Annotated in this window: 13 protein-coding genes; 8 read left to right on the top strand and 5 right to left on the bottom strand. The window is 61.7% G+C overall.

The window, feature by feature from the left end; all coding sequences use genetic code 11:
• Positions 1-770 precede the first annotated feature (770 nt).
• Entirely contained in the window at positions 771-1,181 is a 411-nt protein-coding gene (locus tag METLW3_RS0122260; RefSeq protein WP_024881959.1) for a hypothetical protein, read from the bottom strand.
• Between the two features lie 201 nt (positions 1,182-1,382).
• Between METLW3_RS0122260 and METLW3_RS29310 the strand changes: the two genes are divergently transcribed.
• The 3 genes from METLW3_RS29310 to METLW3_RS0122235 all read left to right on the top strand — a co-directional run bounded on the left by METLW3_RS29310 (position 1,383) and on the right by METLW3_RS0122235 (position 4,592).
• Positions 1,383-1,517, top strand: coding sequence for a hypothetical protein (locus tag METLW3_RS29310; protein ID WP_256388639.1), 135 nt, complete (start codon positions 1,383-1,385; stop codon positions 1,515-1,517).
• 690 nt (positions 1,518-2,207) lie between these two features.
• Positions 2,208-3,154, top strand: a protein-coding gene (locus METLW3_RS0122250; RefSeq protein ID WP_157096109.1) for an IS630 family transposase whose coding sequence is annotated in 2 segments (ribosomal slippage) — positions 2,208-2,547 and positions 2,547-3,154 — 948 coding nt in all. Because the reading frame shifts where the segments join, the coding sequence is not laid out codon by codon here.
• Between the two features lie 568 nt (positions 3,155-3,722).
• Complete coding sequence (locus METLW3_RS0122235; protein ID WP_024881954.1) at positions 3,723-4,592, top strand: alpha/beta fold hydrolase; 870 nt, start codon at positions 3,723-3,725, stop codon at positions 4,590-4,592.
• Positions 4,593-4,639: 47 nt separating this feature from the next.
• Here METLW3_RS0122235 and METLW3_RS0122230 read toward each other — a convergent pair whose 3' ends face one another.
• Together METLW3_RS0122230 and METLW3_RS26255 are read right to left on the bottom strand one after the other, a co-directional pair.
• Positions 4,640-5,416 (bottom strand): LytTR family DNA-binding domain-containing protein, encoded by a 777-nt coding sequence (locus tag METLW3_RS0122230; protein WP_024881953.1) that lies wholly within the window; start codon positions 5,414-5,416, stop codon positions 4,640-4,642.
• Positions 5,413-6,522, bottom strand: coding sequence for a histidine kinase (locus METLW3_RS26255; RefSeq protein WP_036310119.1), 1,110 nt, complete (start codon positions 6,520-6,522; stop codon positions 5,413-5,415). The genes METLW3_RS0122230 and METLW3_RS26255 overlap by 4 nt, the downstream gene beginning before the upstream one ends.
• A gap of 395 nt (positions 6,523-6,917) precedes the next feature.
• On the opposite strand from METLW3_RS26255, the gene METLW3_RS27110 reads away from it, so the two are divergent.
• From METLW3_RS27110 to METLW3_RS0122190, 5 genes are all read left to right on the top strand, one after another.
• Positions 6,918-7,286: a LuxR C-terminal-related transcriptional regulator gene (locus METLW3_RS27110; RefSeq protein WP_245267477.1), complete on the top strand. Its 369-nt coding sequence runs from the start codon at positions 6,918-6,920 to the stop codon at positions 7,284-7,286.
• A 669-nt stretch (positions 7,287-7,955) separates the two neighbouring features.
• Positions 7,956-9,068: a pyridoxamine 5'-phosphate oxidase family protein gene (locus METLW3_RS0122210; RefSeq protein ID WP_198022853.1), complete on the top strand. Its 1,113-nt coding sequence runs from the start codon at positions 7,956-7,958 to the stop codon at positions 9,066-9,068.
• Positions 9,069-9,144: 76 nt separating this feature from the next.
• Positions 9,145-9,905, top strand: a protein-coding gene (locus METLW3_RS27835) for an IS5 family transposase (protein WP_157516648.1) whose coding sequence is annotated in 2 segments (ribosomal slippage) — positions 9,145-9,478 and positions 9,478-9,905 — 762 coding nt in all. Because the reading frame shifts where the segments join, the coding sequence is not laid out codon by codon here.
• 164 nt (positions 9,906-10,069) lie between these two features.
• Positions 10,070-12,076 (top strand): TonB-dependent siderophore receptor, encoded by a 2,007-nt coding sequence (locus METLW3_RS26245; RefSeq protein ID WP_245267482.1) that lies wholly within the window; start codon positions 10,070-10,072, stop codon positions 12,074-12,076.
• Positions 12,077-12,152: 76 nt separating this feature from the next.
• Complete coding sequence (locus METLW3_RS0122190; RefSeq protein ID WP_024881947.1) at positions 12,153-13,433, top strand: PepSY-associated TM helix domain-containing protein; 1,281 nt, start codon at positions 12,153-12,155, stop codon at positions 13,431-13,433.
• A gap of 365 nt (positions 13,434-13,798) precedes the next feature.
• On the opposite strand, the gene METLW3_RS0122185 is transcribed toward METLW3_RS0122190, so the two are convergent.
• A complete protein-coding gene (locus tag METLW3_RS0122185; RefSeq protein WP_024881946.1) occupies positions 13,799-15,265 on the bottom strand; it encodes a HAMP domain-containing sensor histidine kinase in 1,467 nt (488 codons plus the stop codon).
• Positions 15,262-15,942: a response regulator transcription factor gene (locus METLW3_RS0122180; RefSeq protein WP_024881945.1), complete on the bottom strand. Its 681-nt coding sequence runs from the start codon at positions 15,940-15,942 to the stop codon at positions 15,262-15,264. Before METLW3_RS0122180 ends, METLW3_RS0122185 begins: the two co-directional genes overlap by 4 nt.
• Positions 15,943-16,173 lie beyond the last annotated feature (231 nt).

Below are 16,173 nucleotides of genomic sequence, written 5' to 3'. Positions count from 1 at the left end.
CAATGGCGTGCGCAGCTCATGCGCGGCATTGGCGAGAAAGCGTCGCTGCCGCGCGACGCCGGCGTCGAGACGCGCGAGCGCCTCGTTGATCGTCTCGACCAGCGGCTCGATCTCGCGCGGCATATCGCCATAAGGAATGCGCTGATCGCGCGACGCCATGTCGATCTTGCGCGCCTGCCGCACAACGCCGTCGATCGACGCGACGCCCCGGGTGTTCATGCTTTCCCGGTTAACGAGAGCGCGACGACCACGCTGTCGCGTGTCGTCGTCCGCTCCGCCTTCGAGCGCAGAAGAGACGCGCTCGATGCTCTGCTGTCAGTAATAGTAGGGACGATAGTAACGGGGTCCATAATAGCCGTACGAAGGCCGCGAGGCGGCCGCTCCGATGACCGCGCCCCCGATAACCCCTGCGGCTGCGGCGGCCGCGACGGCAGTCGCCGCTTCGTCCGACTGCGCCCTATTTTGCGCGAAGTTCGCTTCCTGGCACCGATCGAAACGCCGTGTTCCCGGCCGAAGTCCAGCGGCTTCACATGTGTATGCGGCGCTTGCCGCCGACTGCTGGACGGACTGACATCCGCTGAGCGAGATTGCAGCAAGTCCGAATGCGAGAAACATCGAAATAAGTCTACCCATGGAGTTCCCTACCTATTGGTCGGCGCTATAGCCTTCGATTATAGCCATGATCCCTTTGCATTTGTCGATCGTGATCTTGTCGGAGGCGGCATGACGAATGATAGCCTAGATCAATGTCGTTGCGATACAGGATTATTTCAGCCGATCGCTGCCGCGATCAGGTTGCACAGACTTCCCCGCACGAGCTCCTCTGTCGTGACCTGGCCTGCCTGGATGGAAAAGAATGCATCGACCCGCGTGCCGGCGTTCACCCTGCGAGCGACGATGCGAAGCGTCTGCGGCAATCCGGATCCAGTGGTTTCCTGCAACGCGGTGATGGCGCCATAGGCCTTGTCCACGTTCATATCGGAATAGCCTTCGGCGAGGACCGCGCTCGCCAGACGATCCAGCGCCTTTTTGGCGTCGAGCTTCGGGAATAGCATCCACGTCTTGTATGAAAGCGGGGTCAGCAAAGGAACGCCCTGCGAGGAGAAGTTCGCTTCGCAGGAAGCTTGCGCCGAGGTGGCGCCGATGGCGACCAATGCAGACAATAGTAAGATGCGGCTCATTCCTGTCGTCCTCCATCGGCGCTTGGTCGGCTCGTTCAAAATTGCAGTCGAACCCGTGAGGCGCGAAATCTGAACCGCGGCCTCGGCAGGATATCGACCTCCCCGGCTGCGCTCCGGCGGGCCTCGTCTCCCAATGCCCGAAAATCTATTGGAGACGATTTCCCTCAGTCTGTGCTCCAGCGCACAGTGGCGAGGGGCCGCATGCGCCGTTCCATCCGTCGATCGGAAAAACGATTGCCTCTGCCGTCCGGCATCGACGTTCGTCACACCTTCCGAATCTGGATCGTCAAGGTCGTAGCGCTGGCGCACGACGACTTGCCGCGTGAAGCGATCTGAGCTCGATAGAAAGCCGACCCTAGCAACGTGACGCCATCGAGCGCGAGACATAGCCAATCCTCGTGTGGACATTCGCGGACAATACCTATTTTTCACGCGGCCCGTTCGTCAACGCGAGCGATGTACTGGTGCTTTTTGGTTACTCTCATGCCGACTGGTTCCGCTTCGATCGGCATTGTGGCGAACAGGATCGTCGTCCGCGAGGCGTAGGCCGACGCTGGGTGCCTCGGGGCCTATATGACGATCCGCAGCCGATGCGCCCGTCCAGATCGACACGAACACGTTCGTCGGCACAAGGCGTCGGCGCGCCGTCGAGGAACGCTCACGAAACGCCGCGACAGCGATTTGGCGCGGTTTCCGCGCGGATTTCATAACGCGTCACTCCCACTTCGACAGCGGCGTCGAATCCCAGCCATGATTGCGAGGCGCACGCCGACTGTCGTTATCGGCGCGAAGAGCCGGCGGACGCCATGACGCCGCCGGTCGACAAGCAGCGCGAGCTCCGCGTAGAGCCCGATAGTTCCGTTATCTATTGCCAGCAGCTCAGACCGGGTCTCCTAGCCTCAGATCGATAGTGTACTGGTGCTCCCGAGCAACTAGAGCGGGTTCGTCATTTTCCGATTCAAGAGAGGATTCCCGAATCGGCGAGAGCCTGATTCCTTACGTCATGAGCATTGACGGAGGGGGAAGATGGCTCGGGCCTACAGCCAGGATTTGCGTGATCGTGTGATCGACGCCGCGTTGAAGGGCCTCTCGGCGCGTCAGGCGGCATCGCGTTTCGGGGTCGGGGATGCGACAGCGATCGTCTGGGTTCGCCGCGCGCGTCAGACCGGTGAGCGCGGCGCGCGCAAACAGGGGCAGCCAAAACGCTGCAAGCTCGACCCGCATCGCGACTTTCTGCTCGGCCTGATCGAGGCGACGCCGGACCTGACCATCAGCGAGCTGTTGGAACGGCTCCTCACCGAACGCGGGATAAAGGCCAGCCGAGCGACGCTGTGGGGTTTTCTCGACCGCTGCGGTCTGACTTACAAAAAAAGACCGCCCATGCGAGCGAGCAGGATCGGCAGGACGTGAAAGAGCGGCGCGAAGCCTGGTTCGACAGCCAGCTCGATCTCGATCCCGAAAAGCTCGTCTTCATCGACGAGACCTGGACCACGACCAATATGGCGCGCAAGAACGGGCGCGCGCCGAAAGGCGAGCGGCTGCGCGCCGGCGTTCCACATGGACATTGGAAGACGACGACATTCGTCGCCGGCCTGCGCCTGACCGGATTGACGGCGCCGATGGTTCTCGACGGCCCGATCAATGGCCAATGGTTCCAGGCCTATGTCGATCAGGTTCTCGTTCCGACGCTCTCACCGGGCGACATTGTCGTGATGGACAACCTGGGGAGCCACAAGGGCGCTGGCGTGCGCAAGGCCATCGAGGCGGCCGGCGCGACGCTGCTCTATCTTCCGCCCTACAGTCCCGACTTCAACCCGATCGAGAAGGCCTTCTCCAAGCTCAAAGCTCTGCTCCGCAAAGCCGCCGAGCGAACCGTCGACGCCCTATGGAACAGGATCGGCGCACTGCTGAAGGAGTTCTCCCCCACCGAATGCGCAAATTTCTTCGCCGCCTCAGGATATGAGCCGGTTTAAGGTGAATCCGCTCTAGGCGCGCGCGTCCAATTGAGTGTTACTGAAGCAGGCCGAAGCCAGACTTTCAAAAAAACGACGTCTCCCTAGAGCGCTATCCAATCCGATTGGATCGGATAGCGCTCTAGATTCTCGCGTGGGAGCGAATTCTGATCGATCGAACGATTCCGTTCGATCGGAAAGCGCTCTAGCCTTTCCAGTGTAGGAATGAGCGATGAAAATTGGTACGATCCCAATTTGCGCACAGCCGCCGAAGGCGGCGGCGACAAGGGTCTCCGAGGAACCACAGCGCCCTGCCTTCGAGGCGAACATGACGAAGGCTGAATATGTGACGTGGGGCAAGAGCGACGTCGAGCAAGGCGAGATCACGCTCGATGATCCTGCTTCAGATTCGGTTCGCCCGCGGGGACTTCGACGGAAGCGCTTCGTCCGACACGAGAAGGCACGACTTCGTGGCGATTTTCGAGCGCCTGATCGAGAACGAAATCAAAGCGCGTCGGGCGTCGGATCCGCAGTCGATGGTCCCTGCATATCGCCGCGTTCTGGCGTCGATGTCGCGGGACGATCGACGATGAGGGTCGAGACTCGGCGCAAGCGAGAGAAAGCAGCGCGGGACGCCTTGCTTCGCATTCGACGTTCTGGCCGAATCGTCGCGACATTTCTCGTCACGATTCTCGCAGTCGGCGGCTGCGCCTCGATGGATGGCGTCGCAACGTCGGTTCTCGCGGAGCGAAAGGTCGAGCACGTCGTAGCGGGAAAGGGCAGGCCGGCCGTGGTGTTCGAAAGCGGACTCGGCGGTCGATTGGAGTGGTGGTCGAAGGTTCTGTCGGACGTCGCGACCGAAGCCACCGTCTTCGCCTATAATCGTCCCGGCATTGGCGCGAGCGCGCCGGCGACGACGCCGCGCGCCGGCGTCACCATCGTCGAGGAGCTCCGCGCGACCCTTCGGGCCAAGGGGATCGCGCCGCCCTATGTGCTGGTCGGTCATTCTATCGGTGGGCTTTATGTCCAACTCTACGCGCGTCGTCATCCCGACGAGGTGGCGGGGCTCGTGCTGGTCGATTCGACGCATCCAGAGCAGTTGAGCGGCGCTGGCGCGCGCGAGAAATGGCCGGTCTGGGTCAAGCTCGTCGTCGATGTGGCGTCTCCTGCGGTCGCGCAGGAAGAGCTGGATGCCCTGCCGGCGACCGGCGCGGCGCTCCTCGCTCTGCCGCCGTTCACCGGAAGGCCGGTGACGGTCCTGAGCGCGAGCGCGCCGATGAGCGAAACCTCCGAGCTCGCTCGCGACAGCAATGCAAAGCGAGTCGACATTCTCCGCCTCAATCCCGGCGCCCGCCAGCTGTGGGTCGACAGTGGTCACGCCATTCCGCTCGAGAAGCCGGAGGCGGTCGTCGCCGCTGTCCGCGAGATCCTGTCGATCCTGCATCGCCAACCGCGCTGAAAGGACGGCGGCGCGGTCTTATGAAGTCCGCCGAGACGCCGCTCACGCTATGCTCGCATGAGCCTCGCGCGGATCGTCGGCGCATAGGTCCGTCCCACGCGCACTTCCGAGCCGTCGCTCAGAACGACGATCAGCGCCGCGAATGGCGCCTGCTTGATCCGCGTGATGGCGCTGCGGCGCACGATCGCGCCGCGATGGATGCGCAGGAACTCTTCGCCGTCGAGACGCCGTTCGAGCGAGGAAAGGCTCTCCTGAAAGAGATAGTCCGCGCCAGAAACGTGGATGCGCACATAGTCGCGCTCCGCCTGGAAGCGGATTACATTGTCCAGCGTGACGCGCAAATATTCGCCTCGCGCCTTCACCCAGAAGTCGGTCGACTTTTTCGGCTGTTCGGTCAGAGTGCGTTTCAGGGAGGCGATCATTTCCTGCAATTCGGCGACTCGGTCGGCCTGAAGGCGTGCGCCNGCGGCGATCCGCGCGCGCTCCAAGGCGCGAGCGAAGCGTCCCGGCTCGATCGGCTTGGTGACGTAGTCGACGGCGTTGGCCTCGAAGGCGCGTAAGGCGTGATGGTCGAATGCGGTGACGAAAACGACGACCGGCGGCTCCGGTCCGAGGCTCTCCAAAACGTCGAAGCCGCTGCCGCCCGGCATTTGAATGTCGAGCAGAAGAATGTCGGGCTGCGTTTGCTCAGCCGCGCGACGAGCCTCCCGGGCGTCGGCGGCTTCCTCGATCCGGCCGACCCATTCCATCTTCGCGAGCAGACGCAAGAGCCTGCGGCGCGCGAGCGGCTCATCGTCGACGACGAGAATCGTGTGCTCGCTCATGCGAGCCGCCACGGGAGCTCGATGAACGCACGGTAGCAGCCGGGCGCGACCGGGCCGGATGAAAACGAGCCGTCGCCTTGAAAGCGGGCGTGCACGCGTTCCGCGACGTTGCGCAATCCGACCCCCATGCCGGCGGGCTTCTTGCCGTCATCATCCATCGGCATGTCGTTCTCGACCGTGAGGTGAAGCCTGTCTGCCTCCCGGCGCGCGCGCAGCGCGATCTCGACCTTGCCGACAGTGGCGCCGACGCCGTGCTTGATCGCGTTCTCGATCAGCGGCTGCAGGATCAGGCAGGGCACAAGCGTGCTGCGCACGTCCTCGGGCATGTCGATGCTGAACGCCATCCGGTCGGAAAAGCGCTCGCGCTCTATTTCCAAATATTCTTCCTGAAGAGCCAGCTCATCCGCCAAAGACACGTCATGCATGGGATCGAGCGACAAGGTCGTGCGCAGGAATGTGGAGAGCGACAGGACCATTCGCTCGGCGCGGGTGGCGGAGCCCTCCTCGATCAGGCCGGCGATCGAGTTCAGCGTGTTGAAGAGAAAATGCGGATTTACCTGGTACCGCAACGCGCGCATTTGCGCGGATAGCGCTTCCTCACGGGCGGCGGCTAGCCGGCGTCCGCGGTCATGGAGCTCGAAACTGAAGATGAGGCTGACGAACAGACAGGACCAGCCAAAAAACAACGCCGCACCTAAGGCTGTGTCGTTGATGACACTATTCCAATTGTGGGCCGCCAGTTGCGGCAAAGGGTAGACAGCTTGAGCGCCATAGCCCAATGCAGCCCAAACCGGCGCCGCTGCTAGGGAGATCGAGAAGGAGGCTATGACGAAAATCGGCAGGGAGCTTTCCGACGGTCCGCGACGGCTCGCCCACCTATGCAAGCAAAACAAAATATACGAAATCAAGGCTGCAATAAGCCATCCAGATCCATATCGAACAATTTTTTTTACAATATATACGACGCGCTGGGTATAGTCTACAGACTCTGTTATTTTAAGTAACCAAAGAAGAACCGATGAAAGGAACGCGCCTCCCCAATAGATCAGGCCGAAGCGGATGGTGGCCTGACGGATGGCGCATTCGTGGGACGATCGCTTCGTCATCCTGCATTTCCTCTTCGATTTACCCCGAGACTATTTCCATTCTTCGATTCGTGTCGCCATTCATTGAAATTCCGTTTCATTCGCCACCGCCTGCGGATCGTCGCCGCTGCATATTGCAGTCATGATAATCTCTGGCGAGATCCGCCATCCGTATCGAGCCGTCATCGGCATGCCGTTCGTTCCCCGACAGTAGCGGTTCGCAGATTCTTGCCGCCGCTCGTCGGCGCACGCGCGCTCATCGCCGGAAGTCGAATGAGCCCGCGCTCCAGCAATGTTACCAAGCTGGGAAGGGAATGACACGGATGCTTCAGCATGGACAGATACGACATTTCGGACATGGCTCCAAACCTTCGGGACAATGGACATCTCGAGGCCGCTCGACGATCGAGCATAATGTGACGGCCGGCGTCGTGCTGTTCGCGGTGCGGACCGCAGACGCGGACGATATTCTCGCTCGCGTCCGTCACATGCTGCCGGAGGGCAGCGTGCTTTATGCGCGGCGCGAAGCCTTTGGGGCGCGCGACGTTTTCCTCACACACGGACTGTCCACGCTGACGGAACGACAACGCGATATTCTGCGTTTCTTGATGCTTGACTTGTCGAACAAGGAGATCGGCCGACGCTTGAAGCCGTCGCATTTCACCGTACGCAATCATGTCTCGCAACTGTTGCGACAATTGAACGCGCCTTCGCGCAAGGCGATCGTCGCTTTGCTGAATGACGCTCTCGTCGCCGATGCACATAGACTGCCTCCATCCTATTGACGGCGTGACACGAGCGCGTTCATCGCCGCGAAGCGTCATAGCGCATTATTTTCCGCGTCTTTATCAGAGGCAATGCGCGCATCGTACCGGTGCTTCGGCGCGATCGATCTCGCGACGATCGGATGGCTCCACGTTTTATCCTGAGATCTGGGACCTCTCATGTCGATATCATTCCGTTCCTTTCCGGGCTTTCGCGCTCGCGCCTACGAAATCGCCAGTGAGAATCAGCGCCAGGCGAACCGCCGTGGCGCGATGCTGCGTCGATTAGTGGGAGCTCTCCCCCGAGGACTGCGCGAGCCCTTCGCCGAGCGATGGTTGCGTCGCGCGGGCTCTCCGGGGCCTGCGGCGGAACATGTGTTCCAATATTTGCGCGACGCGAATGCATCCAAGCAGGGCTCCGCCACGATGAAAGGGGCGGATAATTTTTACGATCGTCAGTACCGCCAATATCTCAATCCGACGATGGGCGCGTACGCCCAGACAGCGATCCAAGCTGTCTTTGCCGCAGGCGGCGGTGGTCACGGCGCGTCGTGGTCGCGAGTGAGACATGTCGCCCTCGCTATGGCGGAGGCTCGTCACGGGGCGTCGCCACTCGTCGTTCTCGATCGCGAGACGATTGCCGCGGCCGCGTTCTTGCCGCGACCGCAAGACGATGAAGAAGCGCGCGCATTGCAGGATTGGCTCGCTGGCGACGGCCATGCGCCGGAGGCCTACAGGCGCCTCGCGAGCGGCGCTTCGATACTATGCGCGGAGCCGGGCGTGCGGGCCGCCGCGCGCTCGGCTTCTGGGGCGATGATCAATGTCGTCGGGTCTGCGCTCGGCAGCGGGAAATTGGCGCTCCTCGCGCTGCATCCATATGATCCGGACGCGATGGGTCTGCATCTTACGCTGTTTGCGGTCGAAGCTCTGGAGCCCGCTCAGGTCGAGTATGACTATGGGCTCGCTGCTGGCGCGCTCGATCCCTGGCGTCGCGCCGCCGCCGCGACGGGATCGATCGCTGTGTTCCTCGTTGGCGGAGTGGAGGAAGCGTTCACGCAATGCTCACAAAATCTTTTCGTCAAGCGACCGCGCGGCGACGCGACAGACGTCGCGCGAACGCGCTGGACGCCGCTCCTGCCGCTCGATCGCCTGCTCGCATGCCAATTCGAGATTTTGCAGGCGACAGTCTCAGCATCCGGACTGCCCGGCGTTTCGCCGCGCAACGGTGAGTTGGGCATGGCGGGCTTCGTTGCCCGCCACAACAGCCAGACTTTGACGCTCGTCCCCTATTTCGCCGGCAACGCCGTCCATGGCCACGCCGCTAAGCTCTGGTCGAACCCTTGGTCGTCGCTGCTTTTGTGGGATGATCATAGCTGGTTTTCGGCAGTCACCATCTCCGGCCCGACGCGTATCGTCGAGGACGCCGAGATCGCTGCTCGATTCCCGCATATTGCGGAGAGCTTGGCCATGCGTCGTCGGCGCAATGGCGGCCCGGCGGCGCGACCGGAATATTGGTTCGAGCAGGTCGTTCGCGAAATCCATGTGCAAGAAGAGCCCGTTGCAGGAAATTGGCTCAATCCCGCGCGGGCGCCCTGCAGTCTGAACGCAGGCGGTCTCGCCCATCATGGTAAGAAGCCCGCCTATTTCGCCGCAGATCGCATCCCATCCTACGACATATGTTGGCAGCATGAGCGAGAGGCGCTCGGGCGGCCAGTCGATCCGAGTGGCGCGTCGCGGCGCTATTGGGAGCAGGAGTCGGAGGAGGCCTTCGCCGCTCGACATGCGCATCTGGCGGGCCTTTGACAGACCGACGCCGTAGGCTCAGGACCTATTAATTTCAAGTGAGGCGTGATTCAAGGTCTCCGATATGGAGGCTTTGATGGGTGATTTGTTTTTGCTCGGCGAAACGCAGATGGCGCGAATTTCCCCTCATTTTCCGTTGGCGCACGGCGTGCCGCGGGTGGACGACCGCCGCGTGGTCAGCGGGATCGTCTACGTCATCAAGAACGGCCTGCAATGGAAGGACGCTCCGAAGGAGTATGGACCGCCCAAGACGCTCTATAATCGCTTCATCCGCTGGAGCCGGCTCGGCGTCTTCGATCGTATTTTCGCCGCGCTCGCAGGAGGAGGGCCGAAACCTGAGCGGATCATGATCGACTCCACTCATTTGAAGGCATATCGGACGGCGGCGAGCCTCCTAAAAAAGGGGCTCTTTCCCGCTGTATCGGCCGCACGAAAGGCGGGCTGAACTCCAAGCTCCACGTCGTCTGCGACGGCGCCGGCAAGCCGCTCGTCATGATGCTGACCGAAGGGCAGATGAGCGATCACAAAGGCGCGAGGCTGATGCTCGACGCGCTGCCGCCGTCCTCGGCCCTGATCGCCGATCGCGGCTACGACAGCGACTGGTTTCGCCGAGCGCTCGCGGAGCGCGGGACCGAACCCTGCATCCCCCCGACGAAGAGCCGTAAGAAGCCTCTGGATTACGACAAGGGGCTCTACCGGCAACGTCACAAGATCGAGAACCTCTTCGCCAAGCTCAAAGACTGGCGGCGCATCGCTACCCGTTACGATCGATGCGCGCACGCCTTTTTCTCGGCCATATGCATCGCCGCCGCTGTCGCTTTCTATCTCAATCAATGAGTCCTGAGCCTAGACGCTGGCAAGCAGACCGGCTATGCGCGCACCAACGCCTTCACGGCGACGAAGACCAACACGCCGCTCATCAACACGCCGCGCGCCGTGGTCGTGATTCCGCGACAAGTGCTCGAGGACAATCAGGTCCTCAACACTCAGGAGGCGGTGAAATTCGTCTCCGGCGTGCAGACGGGCCTGTTCACCTATTACGCGCCTACCTGATCCGCGGCTTCTCCAACGGCAATAACACCTATCGCGACGGGCTGAAGCTGAACGGCTTGGCCAACACGTCGGACACGGCCTTCATCGAGCGCGTCGAAGTCCTCAAAGGGCCGGCCGCCATGCTCTATGGCCGCATTCAGCCGGGCGGCATGGTGAATTTCGTCACCAAGCGGCCGCAGGAGGAGGCCGCCTACAGCATGCAGGAGCAGTTCGGCAGCTGGGGCCTCTCACGCACCACCATCGACGCGACCGGGCCGCTCGACAAGGAGAAGACGCTCCTCTACCGGGTGATCGGCGTCTATGACCGCGCCGACGACTTCATCGATTTCCGGCATCGCGACAATGGCTCGGTTCTGGCGCGCCTCGCCTGGCGGCCGATCGAGCAATTCGAAGCGAATCTCTCCTTCCAATACGACCATCTCCAAACGGCCAACCGCGTCAGCTACGGCCAGATGGTCCCAGCATTGGCGCAGAGCTTCGCCGTGCCGGGCTTCGTCGGCCGCCCGGCCGGCCTTCCGCGCAATTGGACGCAGCTCGACCCGAAATGGTACGACGAATTTCCCGATGTGATGGAGCACATTCTCGTCGCGGCGGATTGGACCTATCGTTTCGACAATCAATGGTCGGTGACGAACCGCTTCCACTATAATCACGCCGACGAAATGCAATATTATCTCCTGTCGCGCGGCTATAATCTCACGACCGGCCAAATGAACCGCAAGCTCATCTGGAGCTGCGGCTATAGTGACATGTATTATCTGAATCTATATGTGAATGGCGAGGTGGAAACCGGACCATTGAAGCACAAGCTGCTCTTCGGCTTCGACTACCTCTGGTATCATCAGGTCTACAAGGACGATAATCCTCCTGGCACGCCGCCTGCTGGCTTTCCATTGCAGCCGATCCCGGCTCTCAACGTCTGGGCGCCCAATTATAGCGGCATCGACTATTACTCGCTGCACGGATTCATCGGCCAAGGTTCGGGCAACCTTTTGTCTCGCTCCAATCAGATCAACTTCGGCTATTACGTCCAAGACGACATCTCCTACGAAGACTTCATCCACTTCCTGATCGGCGGCCGCTACGACGCGGCGTTCGACCGCGGCACGGAGATATTCGGCGCAACGCAATCGGCGGCCGGCGCGCAGTGCTATCCGTTCTGCGACGGCCACTACAATCCGTCCTGGAAGGGGAACAGGACCGAGCGGAAAATCTCGCCGAACGGCGGCCTGCTGGTGAAGCTCAACGAGAGTTTCTCGATCTATGCGAGCTATTCGGAGTCGTTCTCCAACTCCAACGCGGCCGCGCAAAGCGCCGACGCCACACCGTTCAAGCCTCAAGAAGGACAACAATTCGAGGTCGGCGCCAAGGCGAGCCTCTTCGATGGCAGGATGACCGGGTCGATCGCCGCTTTCGACATCTATCTCTCCAACATTTTGACGCCGGACCCGCGCTTTCCGAATTCGAGCTTCCAGATCGCGGCCGGAAAGGTGCGCAATCGCGGCGTCGAATTGGACGTGGCGGGACAGATCACCAACAATATCAGCATCATCGGCAGCTACACGAACAGCGACGCGATCGTCCTCAAGAGCAATATCACCGGCACGGGCGCCATTCTCGGCAAGCGCTGGCCCGGAATTCCGCGCCACGCCGGCAATCTCTGGGTGAAATACGACACTGCGTCGGGCGGCAAGGAAGGCTTCACCTTCGGGGGCGGCTTCTATGCCAATGGAGAGCGGCAGGGAAACACCACCAATTCCTGGCAGCTCCCCGCCTATGTGCGCTTCGACGCCATGGTCGGCTATCGCTTCGTGTTGCAGAATGTTCCGATCGAGGCGCAGCTCAATGTCATGAACATCGCCGACACGAAATATTTGGAGAGCAGCGACGGCGCCCTCAACGCCGCCTATGGCGCGCCGCGCACTTTCGTCGGCTCGCTAAAGGTAAAATTCTGATGTGATCGCGCCGGCGGCCGGGCGCAGCGGACGCACGGCCGCCGGCGCGATTGAAGCTATTTTCGGAGGCCACACCATGATCCGTTCGATTTTCGTCTTTCTGCATCGCTTGGTGGGGCTGGCGATGACTGGATTTCTCATCGTCGTCGCGCTGAGCGGCAGCCTGCTCGCTTTCAACACCGAGCTCGAGCGCGTTTTCGCTCCGCAGCTCTTCGCCGCGCCGCAACAAGGCGTCGCGCCGCTCGATCTCGCCACTCTCGCGGAGCGCGCCCAGGCGATCGTTCCCGATCGGCGCGTCGGAAGCGTGCTCTATGCGGAGCCCGATCAGGTTCTCGTCAATTTCGCGCATCCGATCGATCGGGCGACCGGCAAGCCGGGTCCTGTCACCGGCTTCGATCAATTGTTCCTCGATCCCTGGACTGGACAGGAACTCGGCCGCCGGACACGCGGCGATATTTCGGAAGGGCTCGTCAATCTAATGCCCTTCATCTACAAGCTGCATTGGACGCTGGTTCTCGGAACCCTCGGCTCCTTCACGCTCGGCATTGTGGCGATCGCCTGGACAATCGATTGTTTTGTCGGCTTCTATCTCACTTTGCCGAACTCGCTCGGCGGCTTTTTCCGCCGCTGGAAGACGGCCTGGCTGGTGAAATGGCGCGGCGGCACCTATCGCGTCAATTTCGATCTGCATCGCGCGAGCGGCCTGTGGTTGTGGCCGATGCTGTTCGTCTTCGCCTGGTCGAGCGTGCTGTTCAACATGAAGCCGGTCTATTTCTGGGTCACCGAGAAAATCTTCGATTACCAATCGCCGATGGTCATCCTCAAAGAGGTGATGGCGCGCGGCGTGAACGACGCGCCGGCCCTCGATTGGCGGGCGGCGCGCGCCAATGGCAAGCGCCTTGCCGCCGAACTCGCGAAGGAGCGCGGCTTCCGGATCGTGGCGCCGCTCGGTCTCGCCTATAGTTCGATGGGCGGAGTCTACAGCTATGAGATCCGAACCGACCGCGACGTCTTCGAGCGCTCGCCCAAAGGTGGCGGCACGGTCATCGCCTTCGACGGAAACGACGGATCGCTGGTGCGGCTGCGTCTGCCCACCGGCGAGCACGCCGGCAATACGGTCGAGAGCTGGCTCTATGCGCTGCATATGACGCGCGTGTTTGGCCGGCCGTTTCAGATTTTCGTCTGCGCGCTCGGCCTCTTTGTCACGCTGCTCTCGGTAACGGGCGTCTATATCTGGTTGAAGAAACGGCGCGCGCGAAAGCTTTCCACGAATCGCTCGGCCGTACGTTCCAACGGGAAGGAGCTGCGGCTCGAATCTGACGCGAGTAATCCAGCCGCGACAGGCCACTCACGATAACGAATGGAGGAATCCGCTCCTGTCGGGTTGCCCTTAATTGCGCGAATAAAAATGCTATATGTTTCAATATTTTAATAGAAATCTCGATTGCCCCTAATTCGAGAAATTGCTCTTAAAGGCGCCACGGATTCGATGCTTTATTGCTCCTAACGCGAGAATTCCTGACATGAAAAGCTGCTCACTAGAGAACCATAGATTTTATCATGTTTTCAATGAGTGGATAAGCAACGGCATCATGGTCGAGCGCCGATGTTCATGATTTCTCTCGCACGTTAAAGGCAATTCAGTTGCTCCTAACGCAGGATTCGCGGAGTTAAAGGCAACGCGACACTCGGAGGCGAAGGCGCAAATCGCCCGATTGAAGGTCATTCTCGACGAGACGACGATACGCGCCCCGGTGAACGGGCGCATCGAATATCGAATCGTGGAGAAGGATACGGTTCTTCCGGCGACCCCAGCTCTTTTGTCTGCGCCATCCAGAATTTCAGCTTGAATGTCGCGCCGCCGCCCGGGGTCTCCTCGACCCAGATGCGACCGCCGAGCTTTTCCATCAGCTCCTTGGCGATGGCGAGCCCAAGTCCGGTTCCCGCTTCCGCGTCGCATTTGCGCCAGAATGGCTCGAACACCGCGCCGCGTTCCTCCGCCGGCACGCCTTCGCCGTGATCGACGACTTCGATCGTCATGTCGCCGACCCGCAGGGTCACGGTTCCACCTTCCGGCTCGGCGCGCAGCGCATTGGTGAGGAGATTGGCGACGACGCTCTCCGCGGCGCGGCGATCGCCGCGCGCCGAACGCTGGGCGCCGTCGTGCTCTAGCGCGATATTGCGTCGCATCTTCGCGGCGAGAAGAGCATGGTCGTCGAGGACGCTCTCGGCGATGGCGACGAGATCGATCATCCCGAGACTTTTGTCCGATTGCCGGTCCAGCCGCGCGTTGGAAAGCAATTGCTCGACGAGATTCTCGAGCCGCGCCACATCGCGGCGGATCAGATTTTTCTGCTGCGGCTCCTCCGGTCCATAGAGCCGCTCGACGAGAATGGCGACCGGCGTGCGCAATTCATGCGCGGCGTTGGCGAGAAAGCGGCGCTGACGCTCGGCGCTCTCGTCGAGGCGGGCGAGCGCGCTGTTCATCGCTGTGACGAGCGGCATGATCTCCGCCGGCACGCCCTCGGTCGGTAGGCGCTGATGCAGCGAGTCGAGCTCGATCCGCTCCGCCTCGCGCGCGAGTCTACGCAACGGCATATGCCCGCGCTTCAGAGCCAGCCAGCCGATCAGCATGACGCCGACGATGTCGATCGCGTAATTATTGAAATGCTCGGGGAAAATATCGGAGACGAGGCCGAGCACGTCGGTCCAGTCGAACAAATGTCCGAACATGGCGATGCGCATGCGGCCATAGGGCGTGCGTACGTCTTCGACATGCCCGCGCGCGCCGATGTCCGGCTCGTCCGCCAGCGTGAAGATCGAATGCTTCAAGCGAACCGCCGGCGCCCGGCTGAAGAGATCGGCGAGACGCGGCGCCGATCCCTCGATCGGCTCATTCGTGCTCGCATAGAGAATGGCGATCTCGAGCTTCGGCGAGCGCGCATATTCCTCCCTCAACGCGTCGATGGGCTCGAAGAAGAGGCGTCCGTCCTCCGCGCGGCGGATGGACTGCACGATCAGATCCGTCATCCGATGCTCGGCGAGGTCGTTCCACTGCCCGCCGCTGCGCGCTTCTGGTTGCGTCGCCCAATGCAGCTGAACGACGATGATGGTGATCGACGCGCCGAGCACCTGCGCGACGAGCAGGCAGAGCGCGACGCGCAGCGCGAGCGAAGGAGCGGCCTTCATCCGTCGGTCTCCGTGAGCATGTAGCCGCGCCCGCGAATGAGCAGAATCTCGACGCCGGCCCCGGCGCCGGCGAGACTCTTGCGCAGCCGCGAGACCAGCGTATCCAGCGCGCCGTTCGAAACCGCGCGATCGAAGCCGTAGATCTGGCCCATCAGCTCCTCGCGCGTAACGACGCAATCGCCGCGACGCATCATCGCCTCGAGCAGCAGGAACTCGCGCCGATTGAGATCGAGCGGCGCCTCGCCGACAAAAGCGCGGCGCGCGTCGAGATCGAGCGAGAGATCGCCGACGACGAGCAGCGGCAGCGTCTTGACGCCCTCCTTCTGGCGCAGGCGCGCGCGAATGCGCGCCAGCAGCTCGGCGCCGTTGAAGGGCTTGGTCACATAATCATCGGCGCCGGCGTCGAAACCATGCACCTTCTCCTCGCTCTCGTCGATCGCGCTCACCACGATGATGTTGAGCGCCGGCTGCAATCCCCGCGAGCGGCCGATCGCCGTTATGCCGTCGCCGTCCGGCAATCGCCGGTCCAGCAGCATCAGATCATAGGGAAGCTGCCGCAGCGCCTCCAGCGCCTCGCCCATCGTTCCCGCCTTGTCGCAGGCATAGCCGGCGCCGATGAGCCGCCGTCGCAGCAGGCGCGAGAGATCGCGATCGTCTTCGACAATGAGAATCCGCATCTCGAGGCGTCCTGATGCCATTTCCTCGGCGAGGAAGCAGCGGCGTGGAGTGGCGCTTCGACCATAACAATGTTCTCCCAAAGGCGAAACAGCTGTGGCAGATCGGCAACAGTCGCCGATCCTATCGCGCGCGGAACGGCCGTGAGGACGCCGTAAGAGTGGATCGGATACATGTCTCGATAAGCGGAACATTCGCGGCGACCGCTCGCCTCCGGCAAACGGACGAAGACG

It is taken from the genome of Methylosinus sp. LW3, assembly GCF_000527115.1.
GTDB lineage: Bacteria > Pseudomonadota > Alphaproteobacteria > Rhizobiales > Beijerinckiaceae > Methylosinus.
Note: the sequence above shows the minus strand (reverse complement) of the source record. Positions and strands in the feature narration are given on the sequence as shown.